Annotated in this window: 17 protein-coding genes; 5 read left to right on the forward strand and 12 right to left on the reverse strand. The window is 49.1% G+C overall.

Annotated features, from left to right (window positions below; genetic code table 11):
- Positions 1-54: 54 nt before the first annotated feature.
- The 3 genes from FEE96_RS22870 to FEE96_RS22875 all read right to left on the reverse strand — a co-directional run bounded on the left by FEE96_RS22870 (position 55) and on the right by FEE96_RS22875 (position 3,117).
- Complete coding sequence (locus FEE96_RS22870) at positions 55-2,154, reverse strand: flagellar biosynthesis protein FlhA (RefSeq protein WP_138165456.1); 2,100 nt, start codon at positions 2,152-2,154, stop codon at positions 55-57.
- Between the two features lie 84 nt (positions 2,155-2,238).
- Positions 2,239-2,394 (reverse strand): hypothetical protein, encoded by a 156-nt coding sequence (locus FEE96_RS23635; RefSeq protein WP_171021800.1) that lies wholly within the window; start codon positions 2,392-2,394, stop codon positions 2,239-2,241.
- A gap of 132 nt (positions 2,395-2,526) precedes the next feature.
- Entirely contained in the window at positions 2,527-3,117 is a 591-nt protein-coding gene (locus tag FEE96_RS22875) for a hypothetical protein (RefSeq protein WP_138165457.1), read from the reverse strand.
- 294 nt (positions 3,118-3,411) lie between these two features.
- Between FEE96_RS22875 and FEE96_RS22880 the strand changes: the two genes are divergently transcribed.
- From FEE96_RS22880 to FEE96_RS22900, 5 genes are read left to right on the forward strand one after another with little or no spacing between them, the layout of a single operon-like run.
- Positions 3,412-3,651, forward strand: coding sequence for a hypothetical protein (locus FEE96_RS22880; RefSeq protein ID WP_138165458.1), 240 nt, complete (start codon positions 3,412-3,414; stop codon positions 3,649-3,651).
- Between the two features lie 29 nt (positions 3,652-3,680).
- Positions 3,681-4,094, forward strand: coding sequence for a hypothetical protein (locus FEE96_RS22885; RefSeq protein WP_138165459.1), 414 nt, complete (start codon positions 3,681-3,683; stop codon positions 4,092-4,094).
- 4 nt (positions 4,095-4,098) lie between these two features.
- Positions 4,099-5,058: a hypothetical protein gene (locus tag FEE96_RS22890; RefSeq protein WP_138165460.1), complete on the forward strand. Its 960-nt coding sequence runs from the start codon at positions 4,099-4,101 to the stop codon at positions 5,056-5,058.
- Positions 5,045-5,455, forward strand: coding sequence for a hypothetical protein (locus FEE96_RS22895; protein ID WP_138165461.1), 411 nt, complete (start codon positions 5,045-5,047; stop codon positions 5,453-5,455). The genes FEE96_RS22890 and FEE96_RS22895 overlap by 14 nt, the downstream gene beginning before the upstream one ends.
- Positions 5,452-5,778, forward strand: coding sequence for a hypothetical protein (locus FEE96_RS22900; RefSeq protein ID WP_138165462.1), 327 nt, complete (start codon positions 5,452-5,454; stop codon positions 5,776-5,778). Before FEE96_RS22895 ends, FEE96_RS22900 begins: the two co-directional genes overlap by 4 nt.
- Positions 5,779-5,981: 203 nt before the next feature.
- Here the strand turns inward: FEE96_RS22900 and FEE96_RS22905 are convergent, their stop codons facing one another.
- The 9 genes from FEE96_RS22905 to FEE96_RS22945 all read right to left on the reverse strand — a co-directional run bounded on the left by FEE96_RS22905 (position 5,982) and on the right by FEE96_RS22945 (position 19,076).
- Positions 5,982-7,763: an FAD/NAD(P)-binding protein gene (locus FEE96_RS22905; protein ID WP_138165463.1), complete on the reverse strand. Its 1,782-nt coding sequence runs from the start codon at positions 7,761-7,763 to the stop codon at positions 5,982-5,984.
- 7 nt (positions 7,764-7,770) lie between these two features.
- Entirely contained in the window at positions 7,771-8,397 is a 627-nt protein-coding gene (locus FEE96_RS22910; protein WP_138165464.1) for a glutathione S-transferase family protein, read from the reverse strand.
- A complete protein-coding gene (locus FEE96_RS22915; protein WP_138165465.1) occupies positions 8,390-9,328 on the reverse strand; it encodes a DMT family transporter in 939 nt (312 codons plus the stop codon). The genes FEE96_RS22910 and FEE96_RS22915 overlap by 8 nt, the downstream gene beginning before the upstream one ends.
- The gene (locus tag FEE96_RS22920) at positions 9,318-12,371 is read right to left on the reverse strand and encodes an AMP-binding protein (RefSeq protein WP_171021802.1); all 3,054 of its coding nucleotides are present in this window, start codon (positions 12,369-12,371) and stop codon (positions 9,318-9,320) included. Before FEE96_RS22920 ends, FEE96_RS22915 begins: the two co-directional genes overlap by 11 nt.
- 22 nt (positions 12,372-12,393) lie before the next feature.
- Positions 12,394-14,058, reverse strand: coding sequence for an NAD(P)/FAD-dependent oxidoreductase (locus FEE96_RS22925; RefSeq protein WP_212744821.1), 1,665 nt, complete (start codon positions 14,056-14,058; stop codon positions 12,394-12,396).
- 186 nt (positions 14,059-14,244) lie between these two features.
- Complete coding sequence (locus FEE96_RS22930) at positions 14,245-15,549, reverse strand: TRAP transporter large permease (RefSeq protein ID WP_138165468.1); 1,305 nt, start codon at positions 15,547-15,549, stop codon at positions 14,245-14,247.
- The gene (locus FEE96_RS22935; RefSeq protein ID WP_138165469.1) at positions 15,546-16,193 is read right to left on the reverse strand and encodes a TRAP transporter small permease; all 648 of its coding nucleotides are present in this window, start codon (positions 16,191-16,193) and stop codon (positions 15,546-15,548) included. The genes FEE96_RS22930 and FEE96_RS22935 overlap by 4 nt, the downstream gene beginning before the upstream one ends.
- Positions 16,194-16,253: 60 nt before the next feature.
- Positions 16,254-17,270, reverse strand: a complete 1,017-nt coding sequence (dctP, locus tag FEE96_RS22940; RefSeq protein ID WP_138165470.1) for a TRAP transporter substrate-binding protein DctP — start codon at positions 17,268-17,270, stop codon at positions 16,254-16,256.
- Positions 17,271-17,573: 303 nt separating this feature from the next.
- The gene (locus FEE96_RS22945) at positions 17,574-19,076 is read right to left on the reverse strand and encodes a CoA-acylating methylmalonate-semialdehyde dehydrogenase (protein WP_138165471.1); all 1,503 of its coding nucleotides are present in this window, start codon (positions 19,074-19,076) and stop codon (positions 17,574-17,576) included.
- Between the last annotated feature and the right edge of the window lie 19 nt (positions 19,077-19,095).

Raw genomic sequence — 19,095 nt, forward strand, 5'->3', positions numbered from 1 at the left:
TGGATTTAGTATTTGAGCGTGTGTTGATAAGACACCTGTGCAAACTGCCGGACTTTAGGTGTTTATCAGGCGTTCTACGGGTATTTCGGCCTCTATAATGCCGATTGGAAATGACGGAACCTCGTTGGCTAGTTCATGAGGAGCCAGTACAGGTAAGTGTATGTTGTTCTCGGCTAGAAAATTTCGCATACGTCTTCGCAGATCAGCGGCCACCATGACAGTAGGTTGAGCAGCACCGTCTTTGCTACCGCTGGCGATATCCTTTAGTTGCGGAATAACGGCCTCGGTCGTTTCTGCGTCAAAGACCAAACTTTTGCTTGATAGCTCTGAGAATTGGTCGGCGTCCTGTTGGATTGCGCGACGCGCTCTTTTTTCCAACTCTGGCGAGACAATTACCATACCAATAGCCCCCACCTTACCCGCTAATCGATAGCAAAGCTGACGTCTCAAGGATCCGCGCAGGCATTCGGCAAGCATGATTGGGGTCGGGGAATCGAGCGTATGGATCCAATAGTGAAGGGATGAAATTACCAACTCTAACGGCCTAAGAGGAACCCCATCTTCAACCAGGTAACTTAACATCTTGAACAGTTGTGGTTGCAGAATATCACCTTCAATGACCGACATCGTTTCTGGATCCGCGGCCCGTAGTGATTTTTGGTATGTGTAAAAATCATCCAGCGTAAACAGTGTTCCCAAGTTTTGCTCAAACTTGCGAAAGGCAATTAAGGATAACACAGCTTCTGGCTCCATGTAGCTCAGGCCCATGCTTTCAATCTGTTGCGAATGCCTGCGCGGCACCCAAATTCCCGTAAGGACTTCTTCGGGCGCGCTCTGTAACTCTGAAAGGTTCAGACTGTCTTCTAACAGTTGCCTATCAGAGGTCCCGACTAGAATATCGGCCGTATCAAGGGTTCCTTTTTGGATTGGGACTTCATCCAATTGGAGAACCCAGGTATTCCCTGCCACCGCAGCATTTGGCACTAATTTTGGAATGGGAAATTGAACGCCACGTGTCGAAAACAACGTCCAAAAGAGATCAAGCAAGGACTCGTTTAGCAAGTCAATATTGAGACCTGAGGTGATCTCAGAACCAAGAAGCACCTGGAAGCGATTGCTTTGAGGCAGCTCTCGCAGGGGTTCATTATTCTCCTCAGGACGACCTTCAACATCTTCGGAAATTTCTTCCCGACTTTCTTCCAATGGTTTTTCTTCTTTCGCTGCGCGCCGCCTCATGTACAGCGCCATGGTCAGCAAAACTACTGAAAAGCTTGAAAAAATTGCGAGAGGAAAGCCGGGGATCAAACCAAGTAAAAGAATTATAGCACCAGACATGGCTGGCACTCTGTGGTCTGAAAACAGCTCTCGTGATATGTCGGAACCAAGATCTATGTTTTCACTGTCGGTAACGCGAGTAACAATAATCCCTGCACTCATCGCCATGAGCAAGGCGGGGATCTGTGCGACCAGACCATCGCCAATAGTAAGCAAGGAGAATGTCGCGGCTGCATCTGAAAAGCTGAGGCCATGAACATTCATGCCAACAGCAATGCCGCCGATCAGATTGATGCAAATGATCACGATGCCGGCAATTGCGTCTCCCTTAATAAACTTCATCGCGCCGTCCATCGCGCCGAAGAACTGACTGTTTTTATCCAATTGGGCCCTTAGACGGCTGCCTTCTTCTGGTTCGATGTCACCAGCCTTGACCATGGCATCGATTGTCATCTGCTTGCCGGGCAGGGCATCCAGCGTGAACCGAGCGCCCACCTCGGCTACCCGCTCAGCGCCTTTGGTGATAACCAGAAATTGCACCGCGGTAATGATAAGAAAAATGACAAGCCCAATCATAATCGAACCAGCAACAACAAAATTGCCAAAGGTTTCGATGATGGAGCCTGCGTCTGCCTCAGATAATATGAGGCGCGTAGTTCCGATAGAAAGCGCTAGCCGAAATGCCGTACCAATCAAGATAACCGACGGAAATGTAGAAAAATCGGATGGTTGTTTCAGATAGATCGCAACAATTAGCAAAACAACCGAAAGTGAAAGATTTAGAGCAAGCAACCCATCAATCACTGACTGATGAATCGGCACTACAATAAGCGAAAGGGTCGCAATCAAGATGGTTACCAGGTACAGATCTCGTCTCATTATCTATGCTTGCCTTTGGTCGTCTACGAGATGCTACATCTGGGCAAAATGCGCGGTGAAAACATCGCCGCGCATTTTTGAGAATTAGGCGCCTTTACCAGCGACCTGTTTCTCTGTTTTAGCTGGCTGCATAATTTTTTCTGCGTCAATTAGAGCTCTACTCATCGCTTCGGTCACGTCCTTGAGTTCTTGGGCTGAGGACGTCACTGATGAAGTGTCTGCAGTTACTGGTGCGGGCATATTTATTCCTTTCATACATGTCATTATTGATGCTCCTCGTAAGAGGTTAGTAAGGCCTGTTTTGTGCAGGCCGCCTGCGCCTTACGGCGCAAGATCTGACTTTTGTTGTCAGAATTCGATATGGCTACATTTCTAACTATCGCCGCCATTCACCAGATGTTGATCATTGGTGGCGTCAGTCCCTTGTGCTGGAGTGGGTTCAATTTCAATTTCGGTCCCTCGGCGAATTCGAATTAGAGACTGTTTTTTGAGAGGGACGGTGTCCGCTGGTAGACTTTGAATAATGGCCTCGCCAAACGCGATTAGTTTTGGTGGTCCGGTTAGAACAATCGCAGCGCCGTCGGCGACTTCAATTTTTCTCAGACTACTGGCCGTGATTCCCGCCTCGCTCAATAATCTGGCGGCCTCGTCATATGACATCTTGGAAAGCCGAATGATGCGTGAAGTGGTTTCAGAGGTGTCTGAAACATAGTAAATTCCGTTAAACTGGAACCATTCGATCTTGGCCTCGCGCGACAGCTGCGTGAGAACATCGCGGATGGTTCCGTGGTAATTTGTCGATGTCAGGCGTGTGTTTACAGCCGAAGAGATTTCTACCTGTTCTTCGGTAAGTGTCGAAACTAACTGCAAAAGTTCCTGAACGCGCGAGTCTATGACTTTGATTTGCACCGTGGCGCCGCGCAATTCTTCTTGTGACGTAATGGCAGCTACAGAAGTGCCCATGGACAATGAAATTCCGAGTGCGACAACTTTTGTAACCTTGGAGCGGCAAGCAAAGCGGAACAACAATATTCCTCATCCTCTTAATACTTTTGAAACGTTGTTTAAAATGTTCACAATTTTTCGGTTGCGATAAATTGCAACGACTACCTTGGATGGCTTTTTCTCACCCGGATGATGATGAGTGAAGGTCTCGGAAGGTGGTACGTAGTGCCTATGAACCTAGGTAGATGAGAATGCTTTCTTCGAAATGGTTGGCATTTAACTATTGAGGGTGAAAACGCTACTCAGACAATGATGACAAATTTGGAGAACTTTCGGGCGCATCTTCTTTCAGCCGGGTTCTTTACTTTGCTGCAAACAATCGAAGGAAAGCATGTGGAAAGTGATGGAGTAACGGAAACGCCGACGAGCAGTCTCCCGGTAGTGGATGATGCCGGCTTGCAAGAGCAACTTGATGAAATACTCGAGGTCTTCATGCAGCAGTCAATGTTCAAGCTCGTTAGTAAGGCGCGAGAGCTCGCCAAAGACGAATAATTTACATTTCGTAAGAGGAAAGGGATTTCATGGCAGATGAAGTCAGCGCAATAGGCGACCAACTGGCAGAGAAGCAGGTGACGGCTGTTTCTATTGAGAGTCTTGTTGATGATGCTTCGCGAAATCAGGGGATTGCGCGGGATATGAGTGATGCCATGAATGTTGCGATACATAGCCTTTCATCTAGTCCCGTTGAACAGAGCGCACCTTCGGATCCGATTTCAGGTGCTGCCCAACGGGAAGTGATGGACATACAAAATGACTTTATTTCAGGACCTTCCGATGGGCCAGCTTCAGGTCCGGTTGATGGAAAGGCGAATGAAATTTCGCAGACCGCAAATGAAATGATGTCTGTCGTAAAAGACCTGACCGAATGGCAGATCACTTGGGGGGTCGCACAGACTGCTCAAAAAGACCTGACACATATTCTGAAGTCAGGCTAATTGAATGTTAGACGGCCTAAAGATGTTGGCGGTATATGCGCAAGAAAGACTTGGCCGCATTCGCACCTCGCTAAGTGTGCAACCGCCACCACAAATTACAATTAGTGTCGTCTCTGGTTTGCAGGCAGGGAGTGAAGTCGAGCTCACAAAGCAGGCCTTTCGCATTGGGGACAGTGTCACAGACGAACTTTTTCTTTTACCTAAGGACGGAGAAAAAGGTTCTGTTGATGTTTCGTTTGGACAGGTGGCAAATGTAACACTCGTTTCCGCATCGACGGATCGCAAGGATGTGTACCTTGATGATCTACTGGTAACATCCGAAGCCGCGACCAAACGGCTTCCATGCAAGTTGAAAATTGATGGGGATGTGCTTTGTGTATCTCGGTCTTCAGAGTTTTCTGAAACCGACACTGAAGCGAGCGTACCTGTCGTTTTGATGGCAAGTTTGTTGATGGTCATGACCCTCATCGTAGGTTGGATGTATTTGGTTCCCACAGAACGGTTTTCTACATCCCAGTTTGTTCAAGGCGATGCGAGTTCGGATGGTGGTTTTCAGGATGCCTCTGCTATAGTGGAGGCCGTTCTCGCTAAGGCGGGGCTTTCGGAGAGAGTAGAGGTTACTTCGCGCGCGGATTCAGTTGTTGAGATTTCAGGGACAATTAGCCGAAATGACTTGGGGGAGTGGCAGACCGCGCGCAGCGAAATTGAAATCGTGCTGGCGGATTTCCCGGTGATCTACAACGTTAGAAGTGTTCCTGTCCTAACAAATTTTCCCGCGATCAGCCTCGTAACGCAGGCGCCTCAGAAATTTGTAATCCTCCTTGATGGCCAAAAAGTTGAAATGGGGGATACCATCGTTGAAAACTGGAAGCTCAGTGACATTCGTGAAAAATCACTTATTTTACAGAATGTTGACGAGCTGATAGAAGTTTCATTTGGGAACAAAAGTAATGCCGATCAATAAAACCACCGAGAGCATTTCACATCATCCGAATTTTTCGAGTGCTGATCGGAAAATAGATAGGGACGTCCGTGCTGCGCAGGAGCCGGTGAACACTTCCACAGTGTTCACCGCATATTACGATGGCCCAGGCTTGCGCCCTCCGGAATTGCAGCTCGAACGTAGTTTTGCAGTTAGTGAGCCACGTTACTTGGAGCAAGCAATCGCCAATATAGAGATTCTAAAGTCAAATTCTCCTGAAAGTGTTATTGACGCACTGCAATTGATCATAGGTCGTTGGAATGTCGAATTAGAAAGCTCTGGATTGCCCTCTGCGGTACAAGGATTCGAAGAAATCAAAAAATTCAGCACACAATTTTCCTATAGTGAAATCATGTTGAGGCATCAGGTAGCGAGATGAACTCTACTGCTATTTCCACTTCAGAATTCAATACTGGCGATAGGTTGTTAGAGGCTGAATTGTTGGTAGCGTTGGCATCGCTTCAGTATATTTACGGCCAGACAGAAAAGGCTACCAATATACTAGAGCTGGTCTGCTTCATTTCTCCTGGAAACCCAAAAGCGCTGGAGATGCTGGCTATTCTTAAAGCCGACCAATGCGAACACAGTGTTGCCCTCGAAATGATCAACAAGCTGAAGTCCAGAGAAGTCAATATTTCTAAAACATTGACTTTGCTTCAGCAAAATTTGCTTCGAGCGCGACCACAAGAACCTCCGCACTAACCTTCGTATGTCCCGATCAGTCACGATGACCATCTCTCGTTAAACGCCTTCGCTGTAATTTGGGCCAGCTCACTGGGTGTGGCTAGCAGCCATTCAATACAGATCAAGCTAGGAACACGGCGCCTGAAGATTTCTCTCGCGCCGTGTTCGTTGAAATTCCGTGTCGTAACTTCAGGAAAATGCACAGTCACGCCCGGTATTGGTTACGCAGCGACCGACTCATTCATTGCTGCGTTGCGCAAGAGCATCTCGATAGCTCTATCTGCTTGGTCGAAGGCTCTTGCACGACTACGAGGCGAAGGAAGGTAACTGTTGAAATATGTCGAGCCTTCTGTGGGCACCCCAAGCATTGTGATCCCAGATACCCGGCGGCCTGTAGAGTCGATTGGACAGTCATTCATATCAGTATGGAAGTATCGTAGTCCCAATGTATTTGTACGTGCACAGAGCCCACTGGCCGCTAGATTTTGCAATAAATCGTTTGGGTGGGCCGCTGCTGTCATATGAGCTCGTATGAGTTTGTGTAGATGTACAACACGCTTACCGTTATTCCCGTCAGAGCGTGCAATCCAATGTCCATACCAGTTGTCGCGCTCCAACACGGGGTTCATTGCTAGGTCAAATCGCAAGAAACCAGCTTCGGCGAGTGCGAGCCATTCGCGTCCTCTAGAAAGGGGAGGGCCAACAATAAGCTGTGTAATTCGTGGTGCTATACGGGAGAAGAACATAACACGAGATCCAGAGGTCAAACGGCCATGGCTGACGGCATCACGTATAAAGTCACGGTTCACTCGCAGCATTTCGATTGCATACTTATAGGGGCTGTTGCTTTCCCCTTTTTGGGCCTCTGCAACGTCGTGTTTTAGGTGATTTTTGATCGATACAGCGGTTGGTGCGCCGATGTCATTTTCTGAAGGACCGGCCCCCAGAAGCAAAGCTTCCGGATCAAAGTTACGCCCGGCTTCGCCTACGATTTCTCGTGCCATTGCAGTTGCAAACTCTGGTAGGTGTTTGGACAATTGATATTGCAGGGTGGTGGCTAAAACAACGCCACTCGTTAGGGATACATGCCGTAGTGCAAAAGCGGACCACATCTCTGCAACCAACAGCGGCAACACATCTTGGGTAAAGTCCAACGCGCGATTTTTGGGCAACATTTCTGACCGGCAAAAAAGCGGGACGGAGCTGCTGGTAAGATCAGGGGAGCTTGCCGGTCGACAGCTAAAAGGCGTACCGCTTCGTGAGAAGCAGTACATTATGGGTTCTGTTCCTGAGGGTTCATATACAAGTTTGGCGTCATCTTTTTCATGAAACCGTCCGCCACGGCCTTCCGTTAGCGTGGAAACGATATCGACTGCAGTCAAACCCATTCCCTGAATGCCAACTATTTTTGCTGATGAAACCTGTTTCGAAAAATCTGCAATAGGGTAGGGGGCTAAGCTGCCGTCGCGAAACTCAATTGCCTCTTTGGTTTCTATTCCATGACCGGTGCAAACAAAGACATGATCAAATTCGCCAACACTGCTTTCGGTGTCGTACAACCAAAAAAGACTGTCAGCCTGTGTGTCGATGCGTGTGACTGCCGAACGGTGTTCTTCCAGATCTATGTTGGCTGGCATGCAGTTTTTCAGGGTGTCATAGACAAAGCGTAAATAGGCTCCAAAAATGCGCCGGGGTAAAAATCCTTGCGCTGGGCAATCTGGGTCGGATTGGGAGCGAACCCATTCCAGAAATGTCATAGCCCCAGGCAACGCGGGTGTGCCAAAATGTTTGGCGGAAAAACTGTCCACTTGCTCGGTGACAGTATTCAAAAGCAGGTGATTTGGCTGGCTGCGGTCATGCATACCTGGGCCTGGCTGACTGGGATCATAGATTTTAACCCGGAACGATATCGTCTGGTCAGCACGTGCGTGTGTTATCAAACGGTCGAGCACTGCCAAACCCCATGGGCCAGCGCCGATGATCGCTATTCTTATTGGTTTCATGACAAAACTACCCCTTTATCTGAACGCCAGCGTATTCAATCGCTGTTGCGACCGGATCGGTTTGCGCCATTCGATCAAGCCATTTGATCACATGTGCCGCCCGTGGAATGGACCGCAGGTGTGGTGCTCGCATATAAACCACCGGAAAATGGGCGAAGTCAGCGATAGTGGGGGTATCGCCGCACAGATAGGGCGCGTTCTGTAGAGGTCCAAAGGCTGCATAGAGAGAGGTCCACATTCGCTCCAGCACGAGATTTGCGGCGTTTGGTTCGTGCGCAAGGTAACGTGCGAGAGTGTTTTGAACTGCGATATCGCTGATAGCGTTATGAACCATTGCAGTACAGTTCGCCCGATCCAGGGTATTCTCAGGCCAGAGCTCTGGTCGCCTCTCCCCCAGAACGTGGTCCATGATGGCTCCTGACTGTGTCAGGACTAAATCTCGTCCATCCTTTTGATGGATATGCAAAACCGGCACATGACCAGCAGGAGTGATTTTTTTAAACCAGTCATTGTTGTGTTCTGCCGTGCTTAAGTCGAGCAGGTGGCGTCGAACTGGTACTTCCGCAAGTTCAAGCGCAATGGCGGCCCGCAGACTATTGCCTGAGCGGGCGAAATAGAAATCAAAGCTAGACATTTTTTAGGGCCTTTCCGAACATGCGGTCATAAATGTTTTTGCGAAACTGACCGGTGACCAAAAACACACCTAGGAAAATTGAAAGTGATGCTAGAAGAACTGATGTGCCCAGCTCTTCGCCCAGAAAAACCGCCCCAAGGGCCATACTGAATAAAGCTCGTAAATAGGCATTGGACGTCGTGGCAAGGGACCCGAGGGTTTTTATGAGGCGGAAAAAAATCAAACTCGCCAATGCGGTGGAGAAAAAGGCCAAAGCAAGAAGCGCAAGCGTTGGTTTCAATTCGGGGGTTATTGAAAGCGGAGCCTCGAAGAACATGGCAGCAGGTGTTGTCAACACTGCTGCAAGCAGTAGAGAGACCCCGCCGGTGATGAATGCAGATTGGTCCCCAAAGCGACGGCCATAGATCGCTCCGACCGCATATGAGCAACTGGCAGCAAGGACCGCAAGGACCGCAAGAACGCTGCTGTCTTCAACGCTGATTGCACGAGACGTTGCTATTATGGCAACTCCAGCCATTCCAAAAAGAATGCCAAGCAGTTTAAAGCCGTCGAATTTTACAGTGCGAAGGATAAACACTGTGATCAAAAACACGAACATAGGTGGAGTCGAGTTCACGATCCCGGCGACGCTCGAAGCTACGTATTTTTCCGCCCATGTGATCAGGAAAAAAGGAAGGCCACCTTGCAAGGTTCCTTGTATGAGCAGTTCCAGCCAGCGCTTGCCTGTGCTAGGAAAGACGTCCCGCCTTATCATTGCGATTAAGACAAGGACAAATCCACCGATGAGTAAGCGCGAGGATACGATTGTCATCGGCGGGTAGTTTTCTAACGCCACCTTGATCAAGGTGAACGATCCACCCCAAAGCGCGGCAAGGGTAAGCAGAAGTATGTATTCGGTAATTGGCGCACCTTCGCCGGTATCATGCGTCATTGGAAATCTCCCTAAGAGTATGTTCGTAAAGGTCAAAAAACTCTTCAATATCGGCGCGATCAAATAGGCCCGCGCGATATTGTATCTCGATATTCAGACAGTTCTTGTAATCCCTCATCAGGAACAGAACGTCGTATTTCAGTTTGTATCCGCGATCTTCATGAACCCGGCTTGCAGGGAGGCCTTCACCTCGCTGCGGCATGTAATTCAATGAGAGGCCGGTCAATGGGTTGCGGTCGGCTGGAAAAGGTAAGGCTAATGCATCCACGACCTGGTCAAATTGTTCAGCTTGATGGCAAGCACCACTGGCAACAAGATTTCGAACACGTTGGAGAAGCACTGGCGTATCCAACTTGTCGATATCAGCAATTCTGTGAGGGATGAGATTAATGAGGTCGGCGATCATATCACGAGCCTGAGGGTGCTCTCTTCCTGACAAGGGCGTAACAATGGCTAGATCGTTCTGCTTTGTCAGAGAGGACAGGGCCTGAAAATAGCCCGCCAGTAGAACCACATATGGAGTGCACTTGAATGATTTTGCAGTGCTGCGCACAGCGCCCATTGTTTCGGCGGAAATGGAGGCTTCAAATGCCTGACATCTCTGTGTGTCAGTAGCCGATTGAGTGTTCGGGAAATAGATGTGCCGATACAGAGAGGGCTGCTTTAGCAAGTTTGGAAAGTGGTCCGAAATTTGCATTTTCGCATTCTTGTTCACCGTGTAGGCTAGGTCGCGAAACGAAGGTAGATCTGCATGCTGATCGCGAAAGCTGCGGCTGTTAGTTAGCCATTCGTTTAACAGTTTGGCCAAAATACCCTGGCTTGTGCCGTCGCAAACTAAATGATGGACGTTCCACAAAAGCTTCCGTCGTCCATGCGGTAAGTGCAGTAATTGGGCGCGAAAAAGTGCTTGTTCGGAATAGATATCAATTGGCTTTTCGGCTTCCTCAATCTTGAGTCTGAAAATTTGAGCCTCAACATCCGCTTCCCGTTGATTGGATAGATCCTGTTCGTTCAGCGCAAAACAGGAATTGGGGCGGATACTTTGCTGAGTGACACCATGTTCATCTATTTCGAATGCCAGCCGGAGACTGTCATGATGCAGAGAAATATCGTGAAGGGCGTTGTAAACCTCAAAACCTGTAACGTGATCTGGGAGTTCAAAGACGGCGACCATGTTGCACCAGTTGCGATTTCCGGCCGCCACAAAGGTGCGTAAGTAACGTGTCTGTTGTGGTGTTAAGGCGAACGTACGTGTGGCTGGCGCTGTCGGGAGAACAGTTGAAACATCAGCGTCACGGCTATCTATTAGTTGCGCCAACTCTCTTGGGGTAGGGGCTTCAAGGAACATGCTAGGTGTCACATGTCGCTTGGTGGTTACCGAAATTTTGGCACTGATTGCCGCAGCCATTAAGGAGTCGCCACCCAAGGCGAAAAAATCGGTTATCGCACCAACAGGTGACACTCCTAATTCTAGAGCAATGGCTTCTGCGATTATTGTTTCGGTGCCGCTGGCTGGTAAAACGTAGGAGTCCTCGCATGGTGTTGGTAATCGCGCTCTGTCAACTTTTCCATTTGAATTGAGAGGAATGTCTGTGCAGGCGATCAACCGACCCGGAATTCCTGCGGGTGGAAGGTGGTCAGTTAGAAAAGCGCGGAGATCAGATGGGGGTAAGTGTGCTTTGGTGTTTGCCTGATACCATGCCAATAGGCGCTTGTGTCCTGAACCGTCTTCTTCTGCCAAGACGATGGCTTTATCTATTGCAGGGTGAAGTTCGATAGAGGCGGCAATTCCCGCCAATTCAAGTCGAACGCCCATTACCTTGACCTGATCATCTTTTCGCCCACGCAGGTGCAGGGTGCTATTTTCGTCAAGAAAGCCCAAATCACCAGTTAAATAGAACTGTTTACTGTCGATTTCGGTCATAATGCTGCGGAGCCCAGAGCTATGTTGATTGTCTAAATAGCCAAGGCTCGCGTGCGGTGTGCGGATTGCAACTTCGCCTAGCTCTCCCGGTTGCAGACGCTGACCTCTCTCAGACAAAATTGACACTTCAGTTCCGGGCAAGGGATGACCGCATGCTTGAATTCCCTGTCGAGCTGGTTGTTGGACACGGGCATGGAACTTTGCGAGAGTCGTTTCTGTAGGGCCGTAAAGGTTGTGAATTTCAGTTTGGGGAAACCGCTCACGCCACCGTTCGACAAGTCCATTATTAAGTGGTTCTCCCGCAAAAAGCGTGTGTCTGAGAGTGGTCACTGAATCCATTTGTGGAGAAGATGACAACATTGCATTGGCAACCGAAGGAACAGAGTGCATGAGGGAGATGCGGTTATCTCTAATCCATTCGATCATGGACCGGGCATCCATTTGCCGGTCAGTTTCCGGTATGACGCTAGTACATCCAGATACCAGTGGAAGCAGAATGTCGCGTAGTACAACATCAAAGGAAAACCGAGTTAGCAAGCCAACGCGATCTGTTGGAGACAAAAGTAACATGTCCCGCTGCCACTTCAGGAAATGGGTAAGGCCGTTGCGTTGTCCTAAAACGGCTTTGGGCGTACCGGTTGTACCTGATGTGAAGAAAATATAGCAGGCCTCTGTCTCGGCCACTTGCTCTCGTGTCGTTACGTTCGGCGTATCGTACGCGCGCAACAGTGTCTGCTCTGGGTCAAATCGTTTTATGCCGGGGGCAAGCGATTGGTCAGGTGCAAAATCCACGATCACATCTGGGTTGGCCAAGGCAAGCGCCTGAGTTTTTCGGGATGGCGTCATGGACATATCCAATGGCACCACAACCAAACCCTCAAGGATCGCGGCGATTGTAAACGCAATGCTATGGGGCGAAGGAACGCCATGAATGACGACCCTGTCTTGTGGACTTAGTCCACCTTGGATCAACGCATTCTTGAATTGATTGATCATTGCACGCGCTTCATCACGCTGAAAAACATGCGTACCGCAAACCCATAGCGGGCTGCTACTCTTGGTAAGGCCGTCGTCAATGAGGCTCGATAACGTGGTTGGAAAAGTTCCCTGCAAAGTCATTTGAGTTCTCGCAATAATTGGATCAGGCAAGAAGGGCGCTTGCCCGCTCGGGGTGATAAATACTGGCCATGCAATGAGGGGTGCCATCTAATGCCGCGAGAACTGACCGGGCAACCGCAGGGGCCTGCGCAAAACCGCCTGTATTGTGGCCACCAGTCAGGATTAACTGACCGCCATTAGCCAGCTCTCGCGTGTCGAACACCCCCAATCCTGATGAGGTCCAAGGGCGAATGCAATATTCGGGCTCGGAGCTAAGCAGTCCACGCCGTTCAGCTTCTCTGAACTTGTCGGGAAAGAGTTCAGCGGTTGTTTCCTTTATGCACTCTAACAGTTCGTACAAATTGGACTGGCGCGCTGCTTCGGGCGAGCTTCCGACAAAGCCATGACCCGAACTACAGTAAATCACTGGGCGTGACTGTGCATCGTGGCCGGGAATGATGTTCGCACCCTCTGCGGCCTCGGAGGCGGCAAAACCACGCCTGCGTACTTTAAGCGGTGCGGTTAAGGGAGTTTCTTCGTTGGGGAGAGTAATCCACATTCCCGCCATTGACGCAATTTCTGATAACGCGGGTAGCGCGCTAGAGGAAAGGCCTGCATAGGCACCCGGGCAAAGAACAACATTGTCAGCCATCACGACTTCGTCGTCTGTCATCAGACCACTAACCCGGCCTTGAGCGTCGGTTCGCAAGGTATTAAGTGAGCAGTTCCAGTGAAACTCAACATCGAGTGCAAGTAGCAGCCTAATTAGGTTTCGTGAAAAGCTTTTGATGTTAAGGGAAAACCCTTCAACGTGAAGCGCTCCGGCAATGGCACCTGAGTTTGCCGCTGAGGCAAAGCTCGGCTGCCGTTTTGCCAGCTGGTCCTTCGATATCACTTCAATGCAGGCTCCAAGATTACGTTCTAACCTCTGAGCTTTCTCAAAATTCTCGGGTGTTTGATAAACGCGTAACAACGTGGTGTTGTAGTTGACCCCCCGCAAGATTTGCGGATAGAGCGAGAACAGTACTGACCAGGCTTCAGCACTGGTGCGGTTATATGCAATCGTGTCATTATTATAGATCGAGGCCAACCAACTGGGGACACTTTCCAGCCGACTAACCCAGGATTTTTCCTGTTGGTCCATCACATCCAGATCGCGTGAGAGCCATCCATGATCGGACACTCGTTTGCTGAAGGGATTTGTGTTTTTCGAAGGTGATGTGAGACCTCGAAAAAGGTGGTGGCGGGATTCGTTTAGAGAAAAAATTCTGGCATCCATGCCAGCAAATGTTGCACCTGTAGCGAATTGGTTGAAGCTGTCAGTGCTAAGTGGATCTGGCATACGGTCGAGGACTGTAACGTCATAGTTCGCCCGTCTTAATTCTAGCGCCGTGATCAAGTTAACAACGCCAGCTCCTACCAAAACCACACTCCCATGCCCGGATCCACTGTTGATGCGTGGGGATGAGTTGGGGCGAAGACGCCGCTCCAATTCAATTAAGGCTTGTTGTTCGGTTTCAGAGGGCGTTGAACCATGAATGACGCTAACGCTCGGCATGTTTGCGATCTGGTCGCAAACAATGTTCTTACTGTCTTCCAGGAAAATCACAATTTCGGGCAGAATTTTGGGGTCAATTTGCCCAATCAAAGATTGTTGGCCAGCGCGCGCAATCAGAGCACTTGGCGCACTGGCTTCCAGTTTCTCCAATAGTATTCTTTTTTTATGGACCTCATCCAACTCATCTATGTTGAGAGTGCTGAACAAGTGACTGCTTTCAAATTTAGTAATAAATAGTGGGCTGACCATGAACTTACCAATGCATAAATTTGGGAGGTGTTCTCGTATTTCCCCACAACTACGCGCGGGCGAAATTTGTAGTTTTCTGCCCCCCGGTTACTGAATCCCCATGAGGATTTTGGGAAGGAAAAGAGACAATTCCGGAAGAAAAGTTACTAGGAAAACCATCGGCAAATGACCCAGGCACAAAAACTTGAGCGTAATAACAATGTATTTATCCAAAGATATTTTGCTGACACCGGCCGCCATATAGAGCATTGGCGCACATGGTGGAGAAACATTTCCCAATCCAAGATTTGTCCCAACAATGGCCGCAAAATGTATAGGGTGAACGCCCAGTTCCGTAACTACAGGGAGCAAGACGACGGCAGCAAGAACACTTCCTGAAATGTCGTCTACGATCATACCCATAAGCAGTAGGACGAGGTTGATCAAAAGTAGCAAAAGAATTTTGTTGTCAGACAGCCCAAGAAGCAAATCTGAAATTTGTCCGGGAACTTGTTGCAACACCATGGACCTGCTCATCATGAAGAGAAAGAACAGTACTGTTATGATGGAACCGGTCGTTATGGATGCCTGTATTGCACCGTTCCAAAAACTTGCCGGTGTTAGGCCTCGGTAGATAAAGAAACCGACCACGGTAGCGTAAATGAGAGCGATGGCGGCAGCCTCTGTCGGCGTCGCAACACCACCGTATATTGTCCCCAAAATGATGAGCGGCATGAGCAATGCCCAAAAGGCCTCTTTCCCCGAACGGTAGATTTTAGTTCTTACTTCGCGCATCGGAAGCTTGGGTTCGACCTGTACGTCCTCGTTTTTTCGGAGAAAAACAAAATTTAGGAAGATGTAGATCAATGCAAGCAGTATGCCTGGGATCACGGTTGACAGGAAAGCGGCCCCGACTGACAAACCGCCGGTTATGGCAAAGACAATCATTGGGATTGATGGGGGGATCATCAGGGCCAGGATTGAAGAGCAGGCAACCAGTGCTGTTGCGTGGCCAACCGGGTATCCTTCTTTTACCATCCGCGGGATCATAATTTGACCAACCGCTGCAATCGCCGCAGACGATGACCCTGAAATGGCACCAAACAAAGCACAAGTGAGGATTGTTACGGCGCCAAGACCACCCTTTATTCGACCAACAAAGGCGTTTACGAAGTCCAGTAACCTGTCTGAAATTCCTCCTTCTGCCATAATCGTGCCAGCCAAAACAAATAGCGGTAAGGCAAGCAGGGCAAAACTTGTTGTGGTTTGATAGGCGTAGGGAATTAGAAACGAAACATCTGATCCGGTACCAACGCCAAAGGCCAATGCGCCAATCCCAAAAGCAAACGCAATTGGCATTTCCAGAAGCAATAGAACAACGATTAGAACGAGGGCTAGAGCGAAGATCGTCATGGTCTGATCTCCGTGATTTCCCTATATTTTATTGCGGCAAGCTGGTTGATACACTGCATGATTAGAGCAAGGATTGTGCCACTAAATCCAACCACCAGTGAAAAGGACCATATGCCTTTTGGCCAACGCAGGTAGGAGCTGAGCCTTCCTTTTTCAATTTCGAAAAAGGCATACTTGATCGCGAAGTATCCAAAGACAGTACAGGCTGCGATGCTGAAAACCGTCATCAGCAGGCGAACTTTCTGAACAGCTCTTGGCGATTTCACGACAAGTGTCAAAATTCCACCGTGAATGTGTTCACCCTGACGGGAAACATATGCCATTGATGGGAAATACACCCAAGCGCCAAATAGGATTGCCATTTCTTCGATACCGACGAACGGCGAGTTCAAGCCGTATCTTAAAATCACCTGAGCGAACATTAGTACCGCTAAACTCACACTGAAAAATGCAAGCCCGTGAGACAAGATTTTAGCGTAAACATCTTCGAACTTTAGAAAAAACTGGTATGCTAAACCAACATTTCCTTCTGGAACCGCAGTCACATATTTGAGTGGATCGGCTGAAGTCAATCCTGATTTATGATTGAGCGGTGAGCCGGGATATGGGCTGTTATCTAGGGCCTGTTCTAAGTCTTCTGCCATACTGTCTTTCCTGAATTGAAATGGGCCCGCTAAAGTGCAGGCCCAAATTTTTTGCGAAATTTAGTTAAGGCCCGCGGCCTTTTTCAATTTGTCCATAATGCTTTGACCAACAACTTTCTCCATCATTGGCCATTCGGTTTCGTGGACAATTTTTGCGGCCGCGGCGATTTGTTCGTCCGACAATTCAATTACTTCAACACCGGCATCGCGAACTTTCTGCAGGAACTCTTCGCTCTTGCTTTCGGCTTCGTCCCAGGACCACAGGACGGTTTCGTCAGCGGCACTTTGCAAGGCGACTCGGTTTTCTTGCGATAAACCTTCCCACCAGCTCTTATTCACCAACCAGAATGCGGTTTCGAAGTAGTCATTGGTCAGGATGTTGGCTTCAAGAACATCCCGGGTGTTGTAGGTTTCAACCGCGGTCGAGAATGCTCGTGCATCAACTGTTCCCAGCTGCAAAGCGGTGTAAACTTCGGCTAAGGGAATAGGGACCGCACCAAAACCAAAGTTGTTGAAACGATCAACTGCAATGGACACTGGTGGAACACGAATTTTTAGATTTCCGGCATCTTCAGGAAGGTTCAAAGGCTTTGCGCCAACGCCTTTTCGGATCACAACAGACCCAAAATCGGTGGGAACAATGCCGATGGCATGTACATCAAGGTCGTGCAAAATATCGTTGTAGATGTCGAGCATGCCGCCACCTGGGCCGTATACTTTTCGAGCATCTTCCCAGTTGGAAACGACGTATCCCAACCAAGACAAGTCAAGTCGTTGGTCAAACTCGGATGCGCCCCAGGTCAATGTCATAGGCACCACACCTTGCATCGATTGTTCAAAAAGGGAGGTCCAATCTCCCAAATCTCCACCAGGGTGATAGGCAACTCCAAAATTTGAATCTTCGCCCAGCTCGCTTTGGAACTTTTCAGACATAGCGTGGAAAATGTGGTCCGAAGTCATCGCGTGTGCTAGGATAAAGCGTTCTTTTGCGAAGGCTGGTGTCACCAACGCTGCAGACGCAATAAGCGCTGCGGTGCTCAATACACCCATAGTACAGCGCGTAATTTTCGAAATCATAGTTTCCTCCTAAGGTTGGTGACCGGCTGGTTTTCAGCGCAATCGGTATTGATTTGGGCAGCAAAATTTTGGACCAACGAACTCATTTAAAGTTCATTGAGCAATGCGTTCTGAGCGCCCGTTTCATGGGCAAAATTGAGCCCGGTAGTTAGATCGTTTTTGATTTGCGCGGCCAGTTCCAAGCAGGCGTTTTCCCAGGCCACGCGGATTTATTCCGTTGGACTCTCTAGGTCCAACGGGGGGCTCATGTTGTCTGGTTTATCAGCCGCCAAACAACATGAAGTCATCCACAATTGATGGTGTCTATTTTGCTACTGGCATGTCGAATTCAGCACCCTCTGAAATGCTTTCTGGCCAACGCTGCATGATTGATTTTTGCTTTGTGTAGAAACGGACACCTTCCTCGCCGTAGGCATGCATGTCGCCAAACAGGCTTTTCTTCCAACCGCCAAATCCGTGCCATGCCATTGGAACCGGAATTGGAACGTTTACGCCAACCATTCCAACCTGAACCTGTTTTCCAAACTCACGTGCGACATTCCCGTCTCGGGTGAAAATCGATACGCCATTTCCGAATTCGTGATCGTTGATGAGTTTTAGACCTTCGGAGAAACTACTAATTCTCAAGCAGGCTAAAACAGGGCCAAAAATCTCTTCTTTGTAGATGGTCATGTCTGAAGTTACGTTGTCGAACAGTGTTCCACCCAAGAAAAAACCGTCTTCATGGCCCTCTACAAAGTGTCCACGCCCATCAACGAGCAGCTCTGCGCCCTCATCCACACCCGACTGAATGTAACTCTCAATACGATCTCGAGCGGATGCCGACACAATCGGTCCCATTTCCGCATCTGGTTCGAGTCCATTCTTAACTTTAAGCGACGCAGCTCTCTCTTGCAGAACAGGCATCAATTTGTCAGCGGCGTCACCAACCATGAGCGCTACAGAAATTGCCATGCACCGCTCACCGGCGGACCCATATGCCGCGCCAATCAGGGCGTCTGCAGTTTTGTCCATGTCTGCGTCGGGCATCACTAACATATGGTTTTTTGCCCCGCCAAGGGCTTGAACACGTTTGCCATGGTGTGCGCCAGTTTCGTAAATGTAGTTCGCGATTGGTGTCGAACCAACAAACGAAACCGCCTCAACATCGTCATTTTCAAGCAATGCATCCACAGCCACTTTGTCGCCTTGTACGACATTGAAGACACCATCTGGAAACCCAGCTTCCTTAATCAGGTCCGCATATAGGAGCGAAGCTGATGGGTCAGTTGGCGATGGTTTGAGGATGAATGTATTGCCGCTCGCAATTGCCACAGGAAACATCCACATCGGAACCATGACGGGAAAATTGAACGGCGTGATACCTGCAACAACTCCCAGTGCCTGGCGGGTGGTCCAGTTATCCATACCGGTCGAAACCTGCTCGGTGTAGTCACCCTTTAACAATTGAGGAATTCCACAGGAGAATTCTATGATGTCGATACCGCGTTCAACCTCGCCCTGGGCGTCGGTGAAAACCTTGCCGTGTTCCAGTGTGATCGCACGTGCAATTTTGTCTTTATTGGCGCGAACGAGCCCTAAAAAGTTGTTCATCAGGCGTGCGCGGCGGATTGGTGGCATATTTGACCAGGCTGGGAAGGCTGCTTTTGCAGCTGCGACCGCTAGATCAACAGTCTGTTTTGTTGCCAACGAAACCTTGCCCGTTTGTTTTCCAGTTGCGGGGTTGAAAACCGGTTGTGTAGTTTCATTTGCGGGAGCAGTGACCTGACCTGCAATGTAGTGACCGATCTGAGATGTGCTAGTCATCGGGGTATTCCTCGAACGA

It is taken from the genome of Parasedimentitalea maritima (assembly GCF_005771405.1).
Lineage (GTDB): Bacteria > Pseudomonadota > Alphaproteobacteria > Rhodobacterales > Rhodobacteraceae > Parasedimentitalea > Parasedimentitalea maritima.

Coding starts and splice junctions, on each gene's coding strand:
- FEE96_RS22870 (WP_138165456.1), bottom strand. CDS start 2,154: ATGAGACGAGATCTGTACCTGGTAACCATCTTGATTGCGACCCTTTCG.
- FEE96_RS23635 (WP_171021800.1), bottom strand. CDS start 2,394: ATGCCCGCACCAGTAACTGCAGACACTTCATCAGTGACGTCCTCAGCC.
- FEE96_RS22875 (WP_138165457.1), bottom strand. CDS start 3,117: ATGGGCACTTCTGTAGCTGCCATTACGTCACAAGAAGAATTGCGCGGC.
- FEE96_RS22880 (WP_138165458.1), top strand. CDS start 3,412: ATGACAAATTTGGAGAACTTTCGGGCGCATCTTCTTTCAGCCGGGTTC.
- FEE96_RS22885 (WP_138165459.1), top strand. CDS start 3,681: ATGGCAGATGAAGTCAGCGCAATAGGCGACCAACTGGCAGAGAAGCAG.
- FEE96_RS22890 (WP_138165460.1), top strand. CDS start 4,099: ATGTTAGACGGCCTAAAGATGTTGGCGGTATATGCGCAAGAAAGACTT.
- FEE96_RS22895 (WP_138165461.1), top strand. CDS start 5,045: ATGCCGATCAATAAAACCACCGAGAGCATTTCACATCATCCGAATTTT.
- FEE96_RS22900 (WP_138165462.1), top strand. CDS start 5,452: ATGAACTCTACTGCTATTTCCACTTCAGAATTCAATACTGGCGATAGG.
- FEE96_RS22905 (WP_138165463.1), bottom strand. CDS start 7,763: ATGAAACCAATAAGAATAGCGATCATCGGCGCTGGCCCATGGGGTTTG.
- FEE96_RS22910 (WP_138165464.1), bottom strand. CDS start 8,397: ATGTCTAGCTTTGATTTCTATTTCGCCCGCTCAGGCAATAGTCTGCGG.
- FEE96_RS22915 (WP_138165465.1), bottom strand. CDS start 9,328: ATGACGCATGATACCGGCGAAGGTGCGCCAATTACCGAATACATACTT.
- FEE96_RS22920 (WP_171021802.1), bottom strand. CDS start 12,371: ATGACTTTGCAGGGAACTTTTCCAACCACGTTATCGAGCCTCATTGAC.
- FEE96_RS22930 (WP_138165468.1), bottom strand. CDS start 15,549: ATGACGATCTTCGCTCTAGCCCTCGTTCTAATCGTTGTTCTATTGCTT.
- FEE96_RS22935 (WP_138165469.1), bottom strand. CDS start 16,193: ATGGCAGAAGACTTAGAACAGGCCCTAGATAACAGCCCATATCCCGGC.
- dctP (WP_138165470.1), bottom strand. CDS start 17,270: ATGATTTCGAAAATTACGCGCTGTACTATGGGTGTATTGAGCACCGCA.
- FEE96_RS22945 (WP_138165471.1), bottom strand. CDS start 19,076: ATGACTAGCACATCTCAGATCGGTCACTACATTGCAGGTCAGGTCACT.